Annotated in this window: 13 protein-coding genes and 1 pseudogene; 6 read left to right on the plus strand and 8 right to left on the minus strand. The window is 55.1% G+C overall.

What is annotated here, in order from left to right; all coding sequences use genetic code 11:
• The first annotated feature begins 563 nt into the window (after positions 1-563).
• Positions 564-3,320 (plus strand): CHAT domain-containing tetratricopeptide repeat protein, encoded by a 2,757-nt coding sequence (locus tag Pla52nx_RS13855; protein WP_146521093.1) that lies wholly within the window; start codon positions 564-566, stop codon positions 3,318-3,320.
• A 311-nt stretch (positions 3,321-3,631) separates the two neighbouring features.
• Here Pla52nx_RS13855 and Pla52nx_RS13860 read toward each other — a convergent pair whose 3' ends face one another.
• The 6 genes and pseudogenes from Pla52nx_RS13860 to Pla52nx_RS13885 all read right to left on the minus strand — a co-directional run.
• A complete protein-coding gene (locus Pla52nx_RS13860) occupies positions 3,632-4,690 on the minus strand; it encodes a hypothetical protein (protein WP_146521092.1) in 1,059 nt (352 codons plus the stop codon).
• Positions 4,691-5,551: 861 nt separating this feature from the next.
• The gene (locus Pla52nx_RS13865; protein WP_146521091.1) at positions 5,552-6,127 is read right to left on the minus strand and encodes a hypothetical protein; all 576 of its coding nucleotides are present in this window, start codon (positions 6,125-6,127) and stop codon (positions 5,552-5,554) included.
• A 194-nt stretch (positions 6,128-6,321) separates the two neighbouring features.
• Positions 6,322-7,266, minus strand: a complete 945-nt coding sequence (locus Pla52nx_RS13870) for a cation diffusion facilitator family transporter (RefSeq protein ID WP_146521090.1) — start codon at positions 7,264-7,266, stop codon at positions 6,322-6,324.
• Between the two features lie 180 nt (positions 7,267-7,446).
• Positions 7,447-8,961, minus strand: coding sequence for a copper oxidase (locus tag Pla52nx_RS13875; protein WP_146521089.1), 1,515 nt, complete (start codon positions 8,959-8,961; stop codon positions 7,447-7,449).
• Between the two features lie 51 nt (positions 8,962-9,012).
• Positions 9,013-10,524, minus strand: coding sequence for a TolC family protein (locus Pla52nx_RS13880; protein WP_231742101.1), 1,512 nt, complete (start codon positions 10,522-10,524; stop codon positions 9,013-9,015).
• 135 nt (positions 10,525-10,659) lie between these two features.
• A pseudogene (locus Pla52nx_RS13885) lies at positions 10,660-10,913 on the minus strand (hypothetical protein); the annotation flags it as partial.
• A gap of 310 nt (positions 10,914-11,223) precedes the next feature.
• On the opposite strand from Pla52nx_RS13885, the gene Pla52nx_RS13890 reads away from it, so the two are divergent.
• Both Pla52nx_RS13890 and Pla52nx_RS13895 read left to right on the plus strand, forming a co-directional pair.
• Positions 11,224-11,493, plus strand: a complete 270-nt coding sequence (locus Pla52nx_RS13890) for a VF530 family DNA-binding protein (RefSeq protein ID WP_146521088.1) — start codon at positions 11,224-11,226, stop codon at positions 11,491-11,493.
• Between the two features lie 287 nt (positions 11,494-11,780).
• Positions 11,781-12,698: a methyltransferase family protein gene (locus tag Pla52nx_RS13895; RefSeq protein WP_146521087.1), complete on the plus strand. Its 918-nt coding sequence runs from the start codon at positions 11,781-11,783 to the stop codon at positions 12,696-12,698.
• Between the two features lie 865 nt (positions 12,699-13,563).
• Here the strand turns inward: Pla52nx_RS13895 and Pla52nx_RS13900 are convergent.
• Positions 13,564-15,072, minus strand: coding sequence for a vWA domain-containing protein (locus tag Pla52nx_RS13900; protein ID WP_231742100.1), 1,509 nt, complete (start codon positions 15,070-15,072; stop codon positions 13,564-13,566).
• A gap of 429 nt (positions 15,073-15,501) precedes the next feature.
• Here Pla52nx_RS13900 and Pla52nx_RS13905 point away from each other — a divergent pair, with 429 nt between their 5' ends.
• From Pla52nx_RS13905 to Pla52nx_RS13915, 3 genes are read left to right on the plus strand one after another with little or no spacing between them, the layout of a single operon-like run.
• Positions 15,502-18,183 carry a PVC-type heme-binding CxxCH protein gene (locus Pla52nx_RS13905; protein ID WP_146521086.1) on the plus strand — a complete coding sequence of 894 codons (2,682 nt, stop codon included), beginning with the start codon at positions 15,502-15,504 and terminating at the stop codon, positions 18,181-18,183.
• Complete coding sequence (locus tag Pla52nx_RS13910) at positions 18,180-20,114, plus strand: c-type cytochrome (protein WP_146521085.1); 1,935 nt, start codon at positions 18,180-18,182, stop codon at positions 20,112-20,114. The genes Pla52nx_RS13905 and Pla52nx_RS13910 overlap by 4 nt, the downstream gene beginning before the upstream one ends.
• Before the next feature lie 4 nt (positions 20,115-20,118).
• A complete protein-coding gene (locus Pla52nx_RS13915; RefSeq protein ID WP_146521084.1) occupies positions 20,119-21,147 on the plus strand; it encodes a hypothetical protein in 1,029 nt (342 codons plus the stop codon).
• A gap of 183 nt (positions 21,148-21,330) precedes the next feature.
• On the opposite strand, the gene Pla52nx_RS13920 is transcribed toward Pla52nx_RS13915, so the two are convergent.
• Positions 21,331-22,128: an SDR family NAD(P)-dependent oxidoreductase gene (locus Pla52nx_RS13920; RefSeq protein WP_146521083.1), complete on the minus strand. Its 798-nt coding sequence runs from the start codon at positions 22,126-22,128 to the stop codon at positions 21,331-21,333.
• Position 22,129: the final 1 nt, after the last annotated feature.

The raw sequence follows: 22,129 nt of genomic DNA on the forward strand, positions 1-22,129 counted from the left end.
GTTGAGCAAATTTGAAGTGGTCTGTCCCCGGTTGTGACAAAGTGGTCTGTCCCCGGTTGTGAGTGCCGGTTGTGGTTTCGGCACCGCAGGCACCAGCACAATCTAGCTGTCAGCGCTCCCTAGTCCTAAGCCGTGGAGGCGGCGGAAGCGTAAAGCCTGGGACGTCAGTCCCAGGTCTCGCGTCCCACCTTTCCCCACCAAGCCCCGAAGGTGGCGACAGATCACTCTGTCACTGCAATGCTGTACGTCAACCGCCGCCAAAGTGCTCCGTCCCCGTCGTCCCCCAAAGGTGTTTTGGTGACGGCCGCTCTCCGACGCTACACAACACCAGTTCAAACCAGTGACGCGTGATGGGAGATAGGTCAATCCCAAGACGCGACACGGTCGCTTGCAAGCTCGGAGGGACCTTTCGTCCCGATCCTGCTTCGCTTTACTTGGCCGTCCAACGGAGCAACCGCAAATAGTCCGATCAATCTTGAGTATAACTGGGGTGATCTCTCGCCATCGGTTACACAAGATATTGGCTTAGCGGCGGGGCTTGCGAACAATATTGGGACCTGAAAATGCTGACGCGGATTAAATCAAAATGGTGGTGGTTGCTATGGAGCACCGCTGGAGTCATCGTCATCACATGGGCTGTCAGCTCGCGTCCTCTGCAGGCACAGGACATTGCCGGTCCAAAGTTCAGTTATCCGATCCAGCGAATCCTTGAATTCGAGTCCGAAGAACGCAAGTTGCTGCGAGAGCAGGCGACGACCCACTCGGATCTCGCAGATCTATACGTCGGTTTCGGAAAATACGATCAAGCCGTCGTTCGCTATCGAAATGCCCTTGGATACTTCAAACCTACCGACGACTCCTACATTGAAAACGCCAATCGCCTAGCACGCGTGTATTTGGAGCTTGGTCGTTTTGCAGAATGTCGCCAGCTTCTCGATCAAAATGTCAATGTTTTGACGGTCAACTCATCCTACCAAACGAAACGCCAATTGGCGGATACTTTGGCGCTGTTGGCGGAATTCCATCGTGAGACGGGTGACTTTGTTCTGGCCAACGACGAATACCACCGAGTTCTAGAACTGCGGAAAGAAACCACGGGCGTGTCGGACCGCACCTACGGCGTCGCATTGCACAACTTGGGTATTTTCGAATGGGAGCAAGGAAACATCGACCAAGCCGAAGATCTGTTGCGGGAGGAATTAAAAATCACGGAGAGCCGCGATGTGGCTGGAGAAGACCTTGCCCACAGTCGAGAATCGTTGGCTCTCGTCCTGACTTATGCGGGCAAGTATCCCGAGGCGGAATCACAATTCAAACAAGCCATTGAGATTTACGATCAATTACAAGGCGTAGACAGAAATCGAAATCGGACGGTCAGCAACTTGGGTTACTTGCATATTTTCACAGGACAGTACGACGACGCAAAAAAATACTTGAACGAGGCGGCAAAGGGTAGAAAAGAACAGCTCGGAGAAAATCACCTCGACTGTGCGGACAGTTTGAATGATCTCGCTCGCCTTTTCTACGTGCAAGGCGAATTCGATTTGGCCATGGCAGAGGCACGCAAGTCGCTGGCCATCACTCGCGAGAATGTGGAGTTGGCGGCAACGGTTCAGTCGGAACGACAGCAAATGGCGATGGCCGCGCTCTTTCGCGAACGGTTGGACCTGCTCTTGTCCGCCGCTTCCCACCGTCCAGAAGCTGCTCAAGAGGCGTTCAATGAAATTGTCGCTTGGAAGGGTGCCACACTCATGCGTCAGCGCGGACTGCGAAAGCTAACCCAGGACGCTGCTGTTGCAAAAGAGTTTGAAAACTTGCAGCAGCTCGTGATGCGAATCGCATCGCTTTCCCGAACGGTTCCGATAGATCCCCAAAACTATTCACTCTGGAAGCAAGAACTGAATGATTTGAAGTCGGCCAGGGATGCTCTGGAGGCAAAGCTAAGCTCGCACTGTGTCGAGCTTCACAATGCGGTCGATAAAATTTCGTCCCAAGAACTGGCAGAATGTCTTCCAGAGGGAACCGTTTTTGTCGACGTCTTTGAGTACAACCATCAACAAGTTGCCGAGGATCGCGGGCGATTTGAGGCGATACCGTCGCTGATGGCAAACGTTTTGACGCGAAACGGTATCGTTTCGTCGATTCACTACGGACCCTCAGCAGACATTGCGATCGATGTTGACGTTTGGCGAGAATCATTCGGGGGGACGCAGCAGGGGGCGGCTGCTGGACAGCGACTCAGGAGGAAGATTTGGGAGCCGTTGCTGCCAAGGATCGGCGATGCCCAGACCGTGTTGGTCACTCTGGATGGAGTGCTGGGGCGACTCGCGCTGGGTGCATTACCGGGGCGAGAGCCGGGAACCTACCTGATTGAAGATCACCGCGTGGCACTGGTTCCCGTTCCGAGGTTGTTGCCCACGATCATTGCCCGTGATTCTCGTCGAAAACTATCCAACCATTTACTGCTGATGGGTGCCGTCGACTACGACGGCATGGGCGATGAGAATCCCACCGAAGTCGAGGAGCTACCTCCTTGGGAACGCCGAAATGCGCCTGCCGTGAGGGATGCCAATCATCGCTTCGCGCGGCTTCAAAATACTCCCGGTGAAATCGCGTTCATCCAACGCCTCTATCAAAAACAGCCTTGGTCTCGCCAGGACGGCCTTGTCCTGCTGGAGGAAGCGGGAGCCACTGAGATCCGGTTTCGAGAAAATGCCCCACAGTGCTATCAGATTCATCTTGCCACCCACGGATTTTTTGCGGACCCCGACAAGGTCTCCGCCACGAGCACGCGGAGCCGAAGTCAAGCGGGTGCATGGTCGAGCTACTCCGACGCGGTTCGCGGCTTCAGTCCGGGATTACTTTCTGGATTGGCTTTTGCCGGCGCCAACCGACCGCCTCAACCGGACCACGATGATGGAATCATGACCGCCGACGAAATCGCTTTTCTACCGCTCGACGGGGTCGAACTGGTCGTCCTGAGCGCCTGCGAAACTGGGCTCGGTGAGGTTGCCGGAGGCGAAGGGCTGATCGGAATTCAGCGGTCGTTCCAAGTTTCTGGTGCTCGCACCACTGTCGCGAGCCTGTGGCAGGTTCCCGACAAAGCGACACGCGTGCTGATGGAAAAGTTCTACGAGAACTATTGGGTTGGGAAGATGCCCCGTTTGGATGCCCTTCGAGAGGCGCAGTTGTATGTCCTGAACCATCCTGACGTCGCTCGCGGGGTTCGACGAGTGAGTCAGCAAGCTGAGTCCGCGGATAACAGTCGGTTACCGCCTGAATACTGGGCCGCGTTTGTTTTATCAGGTGACTGGAGATGATCTCCCGTTTGGGCAACTCCGCGCGACAAAAGCCAGCACGTTTCTTCCCGCACCCAATGCAAATCGGCTTACTGCGTCCGTGAGGCTCAAGGTAGTGATGGGGGACAGAGCACTTTTCTGGATGAGTTGAACGCTCCACTTTGGATAACATCGGCGTTTGAGACACCTATAAGGTTGCTTTCGCTAGGCTTGATCGACGTGCTGGGACGCTTTCGCCAGTGGTTTTGAACGATTGAGGCAACTGATGCCCAGAACGCTAGCGGCGTCGCTGTAGAGAACGACTTAGAAAAGGTGCTGATCGCGGGAAGCTTTTAGCCCGTTGGGATCAGATCGCGGATCCGGCGGGGCAGACGGAAGCGACGTTGGGTTTGGCAACTGCGATACTCGTCCACCGCACACGGATTGCCGGCGACCGTTTTGAAGAGTTTGCCAAAGTCCGCTACCAGCTCACACCAGACCGAGGACTCCAATCCAAGTCGCTGAAGGATGGGGGCGAGATGCTGCGGTGTCTGGTCGCGTTTGCCATCTGCGATTTCGCGAGCCGTCCAGTCCAGCAGTTCAAGGTATCGCTCTAGCGAGAACCACAGGAATCCCTTGTCGCTGCAGCGTTTGCCGGACTGACTTGGCACCGGACCGGTCTCGCCGTCCGCTTCGTCGTTCTCCACAGGTGAGAGAAACGAATCGTCATGCCGCAGTCCGTCGCTGTGGCTTTCGGCAGGTTGTTGCGTGTGTGTTTCGATGCGACGTTGTGCCGATGTGTGGTCGCTTTGCTCGATCGTCTCGGCCATCGCGGCGCGGATCGGGTTGAGGTCCACGTAAGCCGCGCAGGCCAGCACCGCGGATTCATCGATCAGTCGAACGGCTTTGTATCGATCCTGGAAGAACCGCCCCATTTCCTCGTCTTCGGCATTGGCCCGTTGAGCGACCCGTTGGTTCAGCAATCGCATCCACCACGAGATATTGCTCAATCGTGAGCGGATATCAGCCAGTTTGACCGGGCAGTTGCGAATGGCGTCGAGCTCGGGCTTGGAGGGCTGACAAGGATTGCCGTCGGCGTCTTTGCGATGAGGGCAAAGCATCAACCATCGCCGGGCGACTTCCGTGTCATCCCAGTTCTTAACCACGTCCGGGCGTGATCTGAGGATGAGGTGGTAATGATTTGAAAGAATCGCGAAGCAGATCAGGTCGATCCCAAAGCATGCAGCGAAATGCTGGAGGTATTGTTCGATCCAGATCTTGCGATGGTCGAAGTTTTTCCCCGAGGCGGGATCGTCTCCGAACAAAAAGCACCGTCTGACGGTGCGAGCGATCACGTGTGCGAAGGCGACTTCGTTGGGATCGAAGACCTCCGCGCGAGCGAGCCTTGCCATGGTGTGAGCCCCCAAAGCGATGAGTATCAGATGAGGCTTATCTTTCTATCACCTGAGCTGGAACCGTCAACCCTCAATAAAGTGCTGTGTCCCCGGAAGTTTGTTGGAAGTTAATAAAGTGCTGTGTCCCCGGAAGTTTGTTCAATAAAGTGCTGTGACCCCGGAAGTTTGTTGGAAGTTAATAAAGTGCTGTGTCCCCGGAAGTTTGTTAGAAGCTCCTTCCGTCGAGCTTGTCTCGGCGGAGGAAACAACTGACGGCTACTTGCTCAAGCCAACAAAACCTCCCCACCGCCCGCGAATCGCCTTTGGCGATTCGCGGGCGGTGGGGAGGTGAATGCGCTTGTGTTACCGGGTAGCTGCCATTTGTTGTTCCGAACCGGGGCAAGCCCGGCGGAAACAAAGAATCCATCCTACGTAGACCGTGAACAATGAGTCACTTCTGGTCAATGAAACCATCCGATCTCAATTCGGCCAAGGCCATCCCAAGAGAATCTGGAGACGAAGAGTCGTCGAGAGGTCTCTCCAATCTTCGCAACAATTCGGCCACGCACCCCTCAAGAGAACCAAAAATCCACCCAGTCTCAATTCGGCCAAGAATGCGACATCAAAAAGGCCGGTAACAGCTATCACCGTCGAAAACCCAATGCAAGGCCTGACCCTAGCGAAGCTTACACTAGCGAAGCTTATGTGCCGCAAGGCCTGACCCTAGCGAAGCTTATGTGCTAGCCAAGCTTATGTGACCCTAGCGAAGCTTATGCCGTGAGCTGGAACCGTCAACCCTCGATAAAGTGCTGTGTCCCCAAGAGTTTTCATTGACGGTTTAAGGCAACTGCGGTGGTGAAAGTATGTACGTTTGATTTGCTACGGTAGCGGCACGTCCTGGAACACCAATTCGCGACGATCTGCCTCTTTGCCAAACCAAAATCGGAATGTGCCAGTCTCAGATTGCTGAATCTTGCCCGAAAAGGTAAAGACGTAGACCTTAGACCTAGGAGATGAGCCTTTGGGCGCTTCCGATGGGAAGATGGCAGCAGGAAGAGGTGGAGAATCAAGATCCATTTCGGCAAGAGCGCGGCTCCGGGTTGTGTGCACATGACCGTGCGATGCAATTTTGATTTTGCCAACTAAGTCCGTACCGTCGGCCCCTTCGGCATTGAATTCCCAAGGTTCTTCTTTGTCGGTGAGTTTCTCGATAGCAGTAGCCACGCGCATCCATGGAACTACGTTGTTGCCGGGAGTACGACCGCCATCGGAAACCAGTTCTTGAGCATCAAGAAAAGCGACCCCTTTCGTGACGCTAAGGAGCGAAACGCGATAGTCGCTGTTTTGTAGCACCGAATCAAATGTGTTGATTTCCGATTCCCGTGTCTCTTCCGCAAATGTCGTACTCCCGAGCAGCAAGAAACCCACGAGTAGGATGGTTGGGCGAATCTGCATGTTGGACTCCTGTTCGGGCTCTCTGGTTACAAGTTCTCGTATTTGAACTATGTTAACAAATGATCTGCGAGAATGGCACTTTTGCTAAGCGAACGGGTGCAATCGCATCAATGTCAGACGGAATGCATCCGTGAAGGGACCGCCGAAAATGGCGCTGACGCTGCGTGTTCATAGCCTGACAGAGGAAAAATGAGTTATCGGTGGCAATGATTCAGTTCGTCACAACGCTGGAATTCGAACTCGAGCGTTGAGTGGCCAATGTCAAAGCGCTCGACCAGTACCGACTTGATCAAGACCTTGGTTTCTCCAAGGTCTGCATCCTCTGTCAGGACGATGTGAGCCTCCAATGCTCGATGCTGTTCGTCCAATTCCCAGACGTGTAGATGATGCATGTTGTCTACGCCGTCTATTTCCTCGATCGTTGCAACAACTTTGTCGAGATCAAGTTCCGGCGGTGTACCTTCCATCAGAACGCGGGTCGCTTGCGGGAACATTTTGAAGACTTGCCACAGAACGTATGCGGCGATCCCGAGAGTGATCGCCGGGTCGACCCACAGCCAGTGAAGCCAGATGACAGCGCCAGCCCCAATCAAGACTGCGACACTTCCCAACGCGTCAACGATGTTGTGAATGAATGCAGCTCGGACGTTGAGCGAGCCTTTACTCATTGCCCACAAGAGAACCGCAGTGGCAACATCAATGGCGATGGCCAGAACGGCCGTCGCCGCCATCAACCAACCGACAATTTCTTTGGGCTCGATAAGCCGACTAATGCCCTCGTAGACGAGGTATAAACCGATGATCGCCAGTAGCGTCAAATTGATCAATGCCCCGATCATCTCCGCACGTCGATATCCGAACGTGAATCTCTCGTTGGCATCTTTCCGCGAGATGCGGCGGGCGACGTAGGCGATCAGTAGAGCGTTGGCGTCGTTGAAGTTATGAGCCGCGTCCGACAACAGAGCCGCGCTGCCAGAAAAGATTCCCGCGATGAGCTGTCCCACGGTCAGCAGTTGATTCAATCCGACCGCCCAAAGCAGTCGCGCATCGCTGACGTCCGAGAGCTCGCCGCTGCGGCTCGCTCCGTGCGAGTGTCCCTGATGCGAGTCTTGGGCATGTTTTGTCAAGTCGGCGCTCATCGTATTCTTTCACGTTACAACGTCATTCGGCGTTTGCAGTCTAGTTCGATGGCGATTGCGAGCGTCTCGTGGGGACCGACATGGGGGAAATGGTTGCTGACCCCTTTGACTCGAGTGCTCCCTTTGACTCGAGGCAAGCCGAGTTCGCCCATGGCAGTGCTTTGAATTGTTCCGTCTGCTTCACCTCATCATTTTCGGCGCGGCCATGTACTTCGACGGATCACCAAATCGGCGAACAATCTCTGCAAATACCGCTCCTTTTTCAACGTCCTGATCGCTATTCATCACCACGTCGTAGAGGTCATCGGGCAAAACACGCATCACCGTCATCAAACCATTCACGCTCATTGGGTAGTTCGCTCGCATTCCGCGAACTTCCTTTCGGCTCCAGATCACCTTCATGAAGTCGCTGGACATCTCCATGCCCTGCATCTTCTGTGGGTAGCCTGGCGTCGAGAATTTGTCGTCTCGTAAAGCGTCGACTTCCGGGCGGCTGCTGAGATTCGCAAGATACTGATCGACCGAAGCGTCATGGCGAAATCGCGGTCCGACTTGTTTGACCATATGGTTCATCATGTGATGGACCATGTGGCAGTGGAAAATCCAATCGCCGGGATTGTTGGCGATGAACTCGAAACTTGATGCTTGAGCGACACCGACCAGTTCGTTGTTGCGGGGAACCCAAGCACTCTTGGGAATGCGAGCACCTTCGTGACCGGTCACCCAAAACGTGTGCCCATGCAAGTGGACCGGATGATGTTGCATTGGGGAGAAATTCAACAAACGCACACGAACACGTTCCCCATGCTTGCAGACCAACGGAGTCGTGTAGGGGCCACTTTTTCCATTGATTGTGTGCCAATTCCAATCCATCGCCATTGAATCGCTGATCGTGTGCGTTGGAGGAATATGAAAGTTCTGAAATAGCAATCCGAAATCCCGATCCACCGGTGGGTCGAAAGATTTCTTGGGATGGACGATGAACCATCCGACCTGTCCAAACGCTTCCTGCATCGGCAAATGCGAGTGATAAAAGAAGGTTCCTTCTTCGTGAACGTCGAACTCGAATACCTTGGTCTTACCAGGCTTGATGGGATTTTGTGTCAACGTGGCGGCTCCGTCATACTGGATGGGCAGCTCGAAACCGTGCCAATGCACAAAAGTATCTTCCGGCAACTCATTGGTCACGATGATGCGAACACGCTCGCCTTGCGTGACCTCGATTGTCGGCCCTGGCATGCTGCCGTTGTAGCCGTAAACGTTCATCTTCACGCCGGGATGGAATTCTTGTTGAACCGCCATGGACACGAGTTCAAAGACCTTCACGCCGTTGTCCATCTTGTAGGACAGCTTTGGAATGTCCGGAGCCTCGAAAGGAGCGGGGCCATCGGAAGCATTGCGAAATCCGGGAACCAACTTGCCGATGTAATAGTCCGAGTCTGGATCGAGTCCGCGACTGGGTTTGAATCGCGAGAAACCGTCGTACTCGGCAGCGACATCGGATGTGGCTGGGATTTCTGGACGCGCCGACGCGTTACCGATGGGCTGTGGCATGTTGTCGTGTTTCATCGTATCGCTGCGCTGCATGGGCTCTTGCGCGTTGGTATTGCGGCCCAGCAAATTGCTAATGAAACCGGTTGCTGCGGCGATCGAGCCCACTTTCAAAAACTTGCGACGATCTTCTGGACTGGTCATGGGATTGAGACTGATTGTTGTAGATGAACTTTTGTAGAGACGCATCGTCGGTTAGCGAGGTTTTGCGACGGCGTCGATGTGACCAGGTGGCGTGGGGCCAGGGGCTGCCATCAAGCCGCCATGCAGCAGGTAGCCTCTCACGAGTACTTCGTTCGTGCGGACTTGTTCAAGATATTGAACTCTTGTCAAACGAGAGTCGAAGTATTCCATTTGAGCATCGAGCACCGTCGGCCAGTCCACGCGGTTCGCTTTATAGCTTTCTAGCAATTCCTGATAGGCCAGTTCGGCTTCAGGGATGATGACACGATCGTATTCAGTCGCGATTTGCAGTGCCGTTAGATACTGCTGATAGACATTGGCCATCTGCTGATGCAGCATCAACTCCGTGCGACGAATCTCCTCCTGTTGACGACGGTAATCCAACTGAGCCTGGCGAATGGTGCCTTGATTGCGATCGAACACAGGCAACTCGACCAACACGCCTGCGGCAGCGACTGTTTCCTTAGCCTCGAAGTTGTATCCGGCTCCACCTTCAGCAACAATGTCGGGCACCCACTCGACTTGTTCTCGTCGAATCGTAACTTGGTCAGCCGCTAGCTTGGCCCGAGCAGCGGCAAGCTCTGGGCTCTCAGCGAGCACCAAAGACATCGCTTCCTGATAGGAAATTGGATCACCCTGCGGCATCAAGTCGCCTGAAACAACACCGTCGGTCAAATCCACACCAACAATCGCCAGCAACCGTCGGAACGATTCGCGATAGTGGTTCTCGGCCGCAAGCACATCCAACCGAGCTCGCTGAAGCGTGATACTTGATTTGCGAACTTGTGGCCGTGTTGCTTGACCTTGGTTGTAAAGCTCGCGAGTGGTGACAGCACCGTCTTCGGCCGTCTTCAACAATTCCTTTCGCAGTTCGACAATTTCGCGACCCGCTAGCGCACGGAAGAAATGAATGCGAACGTCATTGCACACGCGGAACTGTTGAGTTATTGCGAGGTGTTCGGAGACGTGAGCACGCCGCATGTACTTTTCGCGACTCAGTTTCAACTTGCCGGCGGTCACGAAGCGTTGAGTCATCGTCATGCCTTGAAACTCGCCTGGCGAATCTTTGTCGCCTTCGGCATCAACCCCGATCTGCTCGCCGATGTAGTTTAGGATCGGGTTCGGATACAAGCCAGCCTGCAAGGCCTTGGCGGTCTGTGCTGATATCTGTAGTCGAGCTTGGCGGATCGTGGGATTGTTCTGAGCCGCCAGCGTCAGGAAATCATCTAGTCGGTACCCTTGGACCTCTATTTCCATTGGGAACACTTCCGAAACCATTTCGCCGTCGACGTAAACAGGAGTTGGCCTGGCATCGTGGTCGCTTGCGTCGATGCGAACACCGGGAAACAGTGGCCCGCTTTGATCGAGTTGCTCTAAACCATGGGGTGCTATCGGAATTGGTGGTGGAGGCGTGAATGTGCGACCGACCGGCGACGCCTTGCTGCCCATCAAAGGCATTTGGGCAGTGGCGGCGGTACAAAATATTCCGGCAGTCGCAACGATTGATAGTGCGGAATTGAACATGAACGCTTGCACTGAAATCACTCCTTTGATCTGAGCAACGGCATGTCGGCTTGTCTTTCAGATCGACAAAGTGCCTGCGAGGGGTTTCTTTTCAGTGGACACTCTCCAACTCATTTGCGGAAAGGGGGACTTGTTTTACGGTCTACCAAGCTTATACGCCGGTCGCAAATCGACCAATCGGAACCGTGATAGCTTGGTTGCCCGCAATCTCAGCGCATTCGCAATCAGCGTCACGCTGCTAATACTCATCACTACCGCTGCAATCATGAGGCTGAGCAAAACGCCGAAGATCAGATACAGCAACCCAGTTGCGACCGGAATTCAAGAGCGTTGTAGCTGAAGGCGAAGAGCAGATTCTAACGGATGTTGCTCTTCATTTTGCGCTCAAGTTCGCTACCGCATCCACACTCGCCGAGCATGAGCGGAGCCTGTGATAAAGCAGCCTCGCGAATGTAGCGATCGGGCGTTTTGTTCATCATTGCCAGATCCATCGAGTAAAGATGCGGTGCAAAAGTGACGCGTTGGCGACACTGTCGTCAGAGCACCTGCCGATCGATTTTGGCTCAATGCGAAGAATTTCAGGGGGTTTCCGAGGATGGGGTCCCCAAGTACTCTCAGCCATTCCCGACCCCTGCGTTTCACGTTTCCGAATGGCAAAGATCACACTCGACTTCAATTCACGTTGAACCAAGACGGACGATGAATCAATCCCAACCCAACAATCCGCTGCACGGCGTCACACTCAAAGCGATGCTCGAATACTTGGTCGCCGAGTACGGTTGGGAGCGACTGGGGCAGCGGATCAACATCAACTGCTTCAACGACGATCCGAGTATCAACAGCAGCCTGAAGTTCCTTCGCAAGACGGAATGGGCCAGAGCCAAAGTCGAGCGGCTGTACGTATATTCGATAAGCTACGACGAGCGACGTCGCAAGAACCAGCCGAACGACGATGAAATGTGTGGTTAGCTGAGTAGTGTTTGGAGACAATTGGGCACACAAGCCAAAGCGACGATTATCAGGTACCGTCGATTCGCCGAGTGATTCCATCGTCATGGAGAAGTAGACATCCGCTAAGGGACGCCTCATCAAAAGGTGGCGTAATGGATTACGACAGAAATCCTGTCCGAAAGGAATTCTGGCGAATCCCACTACCCGGTGCGCCAGTCGTGTCGGCACGTGTTGGGGTATTGTCAAATTGGTTACAGGAATGGCGTGAAACCAGATCAGGTCGTCTTTGTTGATGTGGAGTTCCCATGCATCCCAAGCAAATCGTGACGAGCTACTTCCTGATCCAAGCCATCGGCACTGCCGCTTGGTGGGGGCTGCTGATTGCGTACCCGCCGAGCGTCAAGTGGTTTCAGCCAGCGGATTGGCCGGTTGAGTCCCTCTTGTCTTTTTGGCTCGCCGATTTCGTTTTGATCATCGCTGGTTCGATCATCGCAGCGATCGGAGTCTTGCAGCAACGCGACTGGGCTGGCCATGTGGTAGGGGTTGTTGCCGTGACGGTTTGGTACCCGACGTTGGTTTGCATCGCGGCGAGCATACAAACAGGCGAGGCTTGGATCGCGTCGTCGATGATGGTCAGCATGGCGGGGTTGTCGCTTGCGATGGCGACGATTCATGGAAAGGCCGATCAATCGCCAGCAACAATTCGTGTGACAGCGATGAAGCATTCGCAGGCGGTACTTTGGACACTTGGGCAGACCGCGATCTTTTGGTGCGTTTTTCGTTGGGTGCTGCCGATGGGGATTGTTGAACTGGATCGCTATAGCGGCATCAACGGGTTCGAGCACGCTTTTCAAACGCCCGTGTCGATCGGGTTGTTTGTCGCGGCGTCGTGTCTAGGCCTGTGGAGCGGCGTGACGATGGCGGCAAGCGGCGACGGAACGCCTCTGCCGACCGCCACGGCACCTCGATTGGTGATCGCAGGACCGTATCGATTCGTGCGGAACCCGATGGCGGTCGCGGGTATCGTGCAAGCAATCGCGGTGGGTTGGTGCTTGGGCAGCTACGCGGTGATCGTCTATTCGCTTGCCGGTGCAGTGCTGTGGCACATCGCGGTGCGTCCGGTTGAAGAGTCGGACCTAAGATTGCGTTTCGGTGAGGCGTACAACGACTATCAGCGACGGGTCCGCCTATGGATACCTCGGTTCCATGAATGCGTACGATGATTCGTGGGCGGTGGGGAATTTCCGTTGATGTTAATGGTGTTGCGGCACGACAGTGCTCCGCAGGATTCTGTCACCTCCCTCACGCAGGAGACTGCTGATTTAGTCGTGTTGCGTTGTGTCTGTGAGCCGATGGCGCTAGCCACGGGCCTCGAAGGGTTTCGTCAACACCATTAGGCCCGCGGCTAGCGCCTTGCGGCTCACTAAATCAGCAGTCTCCGCAGCTGGAGGAGGTCGGATCAAGCGACGCAAGATCCGGGAGGGTGCCTGCGCTGGGCAAGCCGCGTTCAAATGATCAACCGGTGCGAGTTACCCCCTCTCGCATTCGCCTAGCCCGGATTATTCATCAGCCGGCACGTGATAGAGAGCGTTCTGCTTAGAACGCATGGTTTCACGTTGAATTTCAAGCAAAATACCAGCACGACGCGCAAGCGAGTGAATAGAAGCACAAAAAGACGATTCACTCGCTTGCGCGTCGTGCTAGTAAAGACGAGAAAAGTGGCTGGTGCGATCAACTTTCTAAGCGGGACGCTCTCGATAGCGTCCGGTTCCCGATTACAGGCGTGAGAACTGGACGCTTTCGCGTGGCGGCTGATAGGCGCAACCTGTTTTCGCGCCAATCCGCGTAAGCCGTTTCGTGCAAACGTATTGCGAAGACTATAGAGAGTCGCGTGAATAATCCGGACTAGTGGTCTGGGACTGCTAGAAGTTAGGGTTTGCCGTAGTGGATCTTGTTAAAGATCCCGCCGCTACAGGATCTTTAACAAGATCCACTACCCTCAAGATAAGTTGCCCCAGACCACTAGGCTCTGCTCGACCTCTTCCTTGGGGGAGATGACTCTTGATGCCGACTCAAGCTCCATCCGTCTTACTTGGAGCTCGAATCGGGCACTTTGACTTCGTAGCGTTGCTGAGCCGAGTTGTAGCTTTGGGCTGCTCGCATCGACTTGCGGTTCTTCACCCACTCGCCATCGTTTTCGATTCCTTGAGCTTGCTGAGAGTTGAACAATCGATTGATTTTCAGTTGCGGGATGACGCTTTCAGCGACCCCCAAATCCTTGCACTCCATTTCCACTTCCGCGAGTACACGGCCGTTCAAATTCAACAGTTGCTTGGCTTCGTCGATTTGCCCAGCATCTCTCAACGCGGTGGCTCGAACATTGCGTTCGTTTGCAATTTGGATCGTGCAATAGGCGTAGGTTTCATGATTGCGGTTCTTTTTGACCAGTGACTCATCGTCGGTGAACCGAACATTGACCGCACTGGACAACTTGTCCCTCGTGTTGGTGACCAGATTCTGATACTCGACGCTCACGTCGCCCAATTCCAGTGACTCGTTCGGCTCCCCTGGAGTGACTTCCACCTCAACGACAAAATATCGCTGTTGCTTGGAGTAGAGCTGCACCAATGGAATGTGGATGTCCTGGCCAATGATATTTGCTTTGGTTCCTAGGACTCGAACCGGACGAACACTCTTGCTCAACCGCGCGTGAATCTCAAACTCGGTCGCGACCACGCTCATCAAATCATTGAACTCGTTGTTAAACACCGCGATCAGATCATCGGCTTCTTCGATGAAAAAGTGGTTGCCACTGCCAGCCGAGGCTAGGCGGCTCATCAGGTCTTCGTTGTAACCCAGCCCAAGCCCGAGTGTGCTGACACTGATGCCTTCTTTGACCAGCGACGCACCCAATTGCTCCAGTTCTCTCGGACTGCTGGGACCAATGTTCGCTTTACCATCCGACAACAGGATCACACGGTTGACCGACTCGTCGCTGAGGAACTTTCTCACCTCGGCAGCTCCCTTGCTGACACCTGCAAACAAAGCCGTGCTGCCCTGTGCTTTGACCGAGCGAATTTTTTCAATGATCGATTCTCGGTCTGTGGCTTTGGTTGCCGGAACCAATACCGTGGCCGACGAGTTGTACAAGACGATGGAGACGATGTCGTTGTCATCCAGACGCTCGACGGCTTGGATTGCCGCTTTACGCGCTTGCTCGATCTTGCTGCCGGACATCGACGAGCTGTTGTCGATGACGATGGCGGTATTGACCGGCGCACGCTCTCCTTTGGCCGTCTGCTCAAATCCCGTCAGTGAGATTCGCAAGTAGTTGATTTCTTTTTCGCCCGAGAGCATCATTGGGTTGGCGAGCGAGACATCCAAGTCGATCTGCTCAGCAGATGCGGTTCCTTGCGTCAATGCAACCGACAACGCGCCGATCATCAACACGACACGCAGCACGGGGCGTAGAAACAGGGGCAGCGTCGTGCCCGTCCAGAGAAGTGATGCGGCTGGCTCGGATGGCTGCTGAGCAGGCACACCTTGTCTCGCAGAAATAGGTTTCGCAGAAGTGGGTTTCGCAGAAGAGAGGTTCATCGTACCGTTCCTTTTTCGCAACGATCTGCAGCGGTCCGGGGGCGAGTGGTTCTCGCCCGAGTGCCGGTCAGGCCCGCGAAATCCGACGCGGGCTACCGCCGTCTATGTGATTAAACGATTCACCGCCATTTCATTGGTCGAATTCAGTTCAGAACAATGTAAAAGGAATCTCACGCTGCGTGAGAATCAATGCTTGCTATTTCGCCAGCAACCACATCAGGCAGACAGGCAGCGGCCGATTGTCAACAAAACGATAGTCCGGGTTCATGGCGGCACATGGCGATATAATGTGAACAAACCGGATTTTTCTGCCGATTTGCGGCTCTCAAACGCCGCCTCGCGGTGGTGCCCGACGATTCATTGAATCACAATCTGATTTCTTCCCAAACCTCCCCGATCCCGCTTCCCGAATCCTCCACTGCCAAGCCCATGAATCCGAAAATTTCATTCGCTGTCCTGCTGGTGCTGTCCTGCCTGACCGCGGTCGCCGATGCCGAACCATTGCAGCTTGAAAAAGGTGACCACATTTGTCTTGTTGGCAACGGTTTGGGGGAACGCATGCAGGTGCAGAACCAGTGGGAGTCGCTGCTGCATCAGCGTTTCTCAGACCTGAACCTCGTGGTCCGCAATCTCTGCTTCCCAGGGGACGAACCCTACCTCCGCATTCGCTCCAAGAATTTCGGTGAGCCGGATAGCCACCTGACGCACAGCCAGGCGTCCGTCGTCATGTACTTCTTTGGCTACAACGAATCGTTTGCGGGCAAGAAAGGACTTTCGAAGTTCAAGTCCGATCTCACCAAACTGGTCAACGACACCAAGTCGAATGATTACGGCAAAGGAAACCCCGACGTCGTCCTCGTCTCACCGATCGCGTTTGAGAATATCGGTGACCCGAATTTGTCCGACGGCGTCGAGCAGAACGCGAACTTGGCACTTTATACCCAAGCCATGGCAGAAGTCGCCGCAGACACCGGGGCTGTGTTTGCCGATGTCTTCGCGCCCACCAAGGCGCTGTTCGAGAAGTCGGACGATCGATTGACGATCAATGGGTTTCAACTGAACGAAGCCGGATACGCTGCATTTGCCCGGATCTTGGACGAGTCATTGTTCGGCGCGGGGACTCCCGACGCAGTCAACGAGAGTGTCAAAGCGGAAGTGGACGGCAAAAATTTTCATTGGTTTCACCGATATCGTGCCGTCAACGGGTTTTCAATCTACGGCGATCGAGGACTCGCGGGGAATGATGGGACGTACAACAATCGCGACGTCATGGAGCGTGAGCGAGCCATCTTGGACGAAATGACGGCCAATCGAGATGCCCGCATCTGGACTGTCGCGCGAGGCGAATCTGTCCCCAATTTGGTCGACGATTCCAATACCCTGGCGTTCATCGAACCGAAGACCAACGTCGGTGGACAAGACGACAAGAATGCCAAGGCCGGAAAGCTCGGGTCGCTCAATTATTTGCCAGCCGCCGAACAACAAAAACTGTTCCGACTCGCCGATGGTTACGAAATCCAACTCGTTGCCTCGGAGGAACAGTTCCCGGAGTTATCCAACCCGGTCGCTTTGCAGTTTGACTCCAAGGGACGTCTGTGGGTCGCGACGATGAAGTCGTACCCGCACTGGAAACCCAAGTCACCGATGAACGACAAACTGCTGATCTTTGAAGACACCGATGGCGACCACGATGCGGATGTTTGCAAAGTCTTTGCCGACAATCTTCACCAACCCACCGGTTTTGAACTCGGTCACGGTGGCGCTTACGTCTCTCGTCAACCCGACATTTGGTTCATGAAGGATACCGACGGCGACGACAAAGCCGATGTCACGGTGCGGCAGTTGATCGGTTTTGACTCCGCGGACTCCCACCACGGCATCGCAGCGTTTGAATGGGGCCCGGGCGGAAATCTGTATTTCCAAGAAGGCACGTTCAAGTTCTCCGCTGTGGAATCTCCCTACGGGGTTCGCCGGATGGCCGAAGCCGGAATATGGAAATACAACCCGCGCACCGAGCGGATGGGCTCTCATGTTTCGTTCGCATTTTCGAATCCATGGGGGTACTGTTATGACAAATGGGGCCAAGATTTCATCGGCGACGCGTCACCGGGTTTTGCTTACTGGGCCGCGCCGATTTCCGGTCACATCGAGTATCCACTCAAGCACCCCGGCGGTAGCCAACACCGACGTATGGCGGACGTAACCGGTGGTGATCCGAAGTATCAACACCTGACGTTCTACAAGAAACGCATTCGACCGTTGGCTGGTTGTGCGATCGTTTCCAGCCGCCACTTCCCCGACGACATGCAAGGCAACTTCTTGGTCACCAACGTGATCGGCGAGCGAGCGATCTTGAACCACCGTATCGAGGAGCAAGACAGCGGATTTGTGGGCACGGAAGTCGAACCGTTGCTGAGTTGCGACGACGGAAATTTTCGCCCTGTCGATGTGCAGTTCGCGCCAGACGGTTCGCTGTACATCGTCGATTGGCACAACGCACTGATCGGACACTTGCAGCACAATCTGCGTGACCCCAGCCGCGATCACTCCCACGGTCGTATCTGGCGAGTGACTCACAAAGATCGTCCCCTGGTCGAGCCGGCCAAGATCGATGGTCAGCCCAATGCTGCTTTGCTGGAGTTGCTGAAAACACCTGAGGATCGCACGCGTTACCGTGCCCGCCGAGAATTGGCTCAACGTCACAGCGACGATGTGATTCCAGCCATCGGCTCTTGGGTCGCCGGTTTGGACGACAGCGATGAGAATCACACCCACCATTTGTTGGAAGCTGCTTGGATGTACCAAACCCACAATCACGTCGACATGGACTTGCTGGGCAAGCTGCTATCGGCCGATGACCACCGAGCACGAGCGGCGGCGGTCCGACTGATTTCTCACATGCTGCATGCGATCCCCAATCACAAGGAATTGATCGCCACGAGCATCTCGGACAAACACCCACGAGTTCGACTGGAGGCCGTCCGCGCGGTCAGTTTCCTCAGCGGCGATGAAGCCGTTGAGATGGCCCTCGGTGTGCTCGAGTTTGAGATGGATGATTATCTGCAATATACCCTCGATGAAACCATGCGTGCTTTGGAGCAAGAGCAGTGAGCAAGTTTGCCGTTCTCTGGATTCCGGTTTACTTTGTCGCAGTCGTTTGCGCCGTTCCGACCACCGGCCGCTCAGATGATACTCATTCCGCGCACCAGCATGGCGATGCCAAGTCGGCACCGGTCGAAGCACCAACGGTGTTTTTGGACAAGAGCCCGCGGATCGTCGAGTATCAATTGAAACGGTTGGACGACACGCGACTGTTGATGGTCCCGCGTCAGACCGACGATCCCAAGTACAAGCCGGTTTACCAAGCCATCTTGGGCCGCAGTGGCATGTCGCCTCAATATCGAATCGAATCGGTCGAGGCGTTGGCGAAGATCGATGGGACAAGTCAGGCGGCTGTTCTTTTGGACGCGATCAAGAGTATCAAGCTAGACGGTCGCGAATCGCAAAGGACACTAGACGCGTTGACGAGGATGCTGCTGACGCAGGAACCCGCGTCCCTGCAATCCATCGCCGACGATCTAGAATCAGTTGCTGCGGATGACTCGCCCGAACATGCCAGCGTGGCTTTCGCTGCACTCACGGTCGCCGGACTGTCTGATCAAGCGATGACGATCGCCGACGCCAGCGACGAATCCAACATCGCTTGGGCGAATTCCATCAAACTGTTGCCAAAAGCTGATCAGCGGAACGCAAGCCGAGATCGTTTGATCCGGTTGATTGATTCCTCAGAAAGTCAAAGTGTGTCGTCGGCTGCGATCGCTGCACTCGGTGAATTGAACGACGACCCAGCGGCAAACTTTGCCAAGCTGGCACCGTTGGTCGCAAGCGACACACTTCGCAATTCCGCTGTCAGATCGTTATTGCGACTGCCACGTGGCACGGCCGACGGAGCACTTTGTCAGAGCACCGCCGAGTTCTTGGTCGGGCTCGCAGAAAAAACGCCGCCCGCTGATCGGACGACGGACGAATTCGTCGATGCGATGCAATTGGTGGATCGGCTGCTCGCAAAGGTACCCGCAGACGTTGCGAAAACGTACCGAGGCAGACTCAACGAAGTCACCGTGCGTGTGATCAAGATTCGAACGGTCGAAGAAGAGATGCGGTACGACGTGCCGTATTTTGCGGTCGAGGCCGGGCGTCCTGTTCAGATCGTTTTGGAGAATCACGATCTGATGCCGCACAATCTGGTGATCACCCAACCTGGAAAGCTGAAGGAAGTTGCCAACGCCGGGCTGAATGTTGGACCCGAGGGCACGAACGGTTTGGCTTACGTCCCCGATTCGGACGATGTGATCGCCGCGACACCGATGATTCAACCAGATGAAGTCACGCGATTGACGATCGACGCACCGACTGAGCCGGGCGAATACCCGTATGTTTGCACTTTTCCACAGCATTGGTATCGCATGTACGGCGTGATGGTCGTTGTCTCAGACCTGGAGCAATGGAACAAAGCCCCCGTCGAACCCAAGAATCCGATCGGCAGCAACCGAGCATTCGTGCAAGCGTGGACGGTGGACGACCTGGAGGATGATATCGAAGCCGGCTTGCGGGGCAGCACTCCAGCGATCGGCCAAAAACTGTTCGTGGAAGCCTCCTGTGCGGGATGCCATAAGATCGCCGGAAAGGGAGGCGTGGTCGGTCCCGAGCTGACGGATCTTTGGCCGCGTTGGAAAGGAGACAGCGTCGGAATCCTGCGTGAAATCCTTGATCCCTCACACAAGATCGACCCGAAATACGCAATGCACTTGGTTTTGACGGTTGACGGAAAAACGGTGTCCGGGATCTTGGTCAAGGAAGACGATGAGGCAGTCAGCCTGCTGACCAATCCCGAGTCCAAAGAGCCCACCGTGATCGCCCAAGATGACATCGACGACATGGTGAAGTCTTCGACTTCGATGATGCCCAAAGCGTTGCTGGACCAATATTCCAAAGGTGAAATCCTTGAACTGATGGGCTATCTCAAGAGCGTCGCGAAATAACCGCATGTCGTCGACCGCTCCAGCAGCCTCACCGGATCGCAAGGTCTCCACGCGTCGCTTGATTTTTCTCGCGTGCCTATCGCTGGCATGCGTTGTGGGTGCCCTGGTGGTGCCCATTCCATTTCACGGCCGCGTCGCCGTGGCCGTGGGCGATTTGGTTCACGGACCACTTTTCTTTTGCGTCACCCTCGGTGTGCTGTACTTCCTACAACGTGTTCGGCCGATCGATCATTCCGATCGACGGCAAATGATCATTCGTTGCTTGTCAGTGTTTGTTCTCTGCTCCGGATTTGGTTTGGGCATGGAGGGCGTCCAGAAGGTGATCGGACGCAGTGCCGCGGTACATGACGCCATCGCCAACACGTTGGGCGCGGCGGCCGCGGTGTGTTTCTACGTCGGATGGAATCGTCGCAGAGTCAGCAAACGGTGGTTTGTCTGGGCGGGAATGGGCGTCGCGCTGATCGCGGTGGCTTGGTATCGCCCCCTGAATGTTTTGCTGGATGTCAGACGGGCTCAAACGAATTTCCCCGACCTCTGTGATTTCCGTTCAGAACTTGCTTTGACACGATGGTACCTCCACGAATGCTCTTCAGCGCTGTCCACCGAACATGTCACCGACGGACCCTACAGCATGCGATTGGATTTTCGCCCGGCCGAGTTTCCATCAGCGACGTTGATTGATTTCCCAAAGAATTGGCGTCGCGCGGAGCAACTGGCGTTGGATGTCACTTTGGACCCGCGGCATTCTGGTTCCGACGTGGAGATGATGATCAAAGTCATCGACCGCGACAGAGCGACCGAACACTCCGACACCTTCCGCGCAACGTACACATTGTCACCTGGGGAAACACAGTCGATCCGTCTCACACGAGCCGAATTGCTGGCGGGTCCTGATTTGCACGAACTGAATCTCGGCGACATCGAGTTCGTCAGCATCGCGTTGATCGCACCGACGCGACCGGCAACGCTCTACGTCGACGGCCTCAAGCTCCAACTCCTACCCAGCGACAACACCGTAGACGTAAGAAAGTGAGACGACAACGCCATCGGGGAGACGCAAAACGATGTACCACCCTGCCCCCGTTTGACCCGCAGCCGAAGGCGTAGGCGGAAGCCGCGCGGGGACCTGCGGGGCAAACCGGTTGGTAGCGGCGATTGCGCCTTCGGCTAGTCGTTAAACGAGGTACCACGCTAACTCCGTTTGACCCGCAGTCAGCTACGACTTCTTGAGGACTGCGTTGACGATGGGGGGACTCAATCGATCTGCGTACACGAGTGCTTTGCCACCGAGGCTGCAAATCACCTCACTGCGACGAGCACGGATTGCCGACATTGTCGCTTTCGCGACCCGGTCCGCTGGCCAACTGCCAATGCTTTTGGATGTTTGTCCCGCGTCGGTATCGATCAATGAATCAAAGAACTCGCTTTCTGTCGTACTGGGACTGACCAAAGTCACCTGGATTCCGGTGGGTGCCAGTTCTGCACGCAGTGAATCACTGAAACCGTGCATCGCGAACTTGCTGGCACAGTACTCCGATTTGTCCGGCACCGCGCGGTGTCCCAAAACGCTGCACAGATTGCAAATCACCGGCGCGCGTCCACGACGCAAGAGATCCAGCGCGAGCCGCGTCAATTCGACCGGTGCAAAAAAGTTGACTTCCATGATCCGTCTGAGTCGCGACGGCTCGGCGTCGGCAAATGGCCCCAGTGCTCCGATTCCCGCATTGTTGACCAACAGGTCCAGCTCACCGCTGCGGATCGATCCGGCGACGCGAATGATTTCCTGACGAACGGTCGGGTCGGTGACATCGCCAACGACGGGAAAGAAACGTTGCTCGGCATTGTCCGCAGAAGCATTGTCCGCAGAATCCTGAAGTTCCAGCAGCCGTTCTTCGCGTCGAGCGTTCGCCACCACGCTCGCACCACTGCGCAACAATCGACGACACAAACAGCGACCGATCCCGCTGCTTGCCCCGGTCACAATCGCGACACTCTCCTTGGGTTCCCAACGCATC

This window comes from Stieleria varia, from assembly GCF_038443385.1.
GTDB lineage: Bacteria > Planctomycetota > Planctomycetia > Pirellulales > Pirellulaceae > Stieleria > Stieleria varia.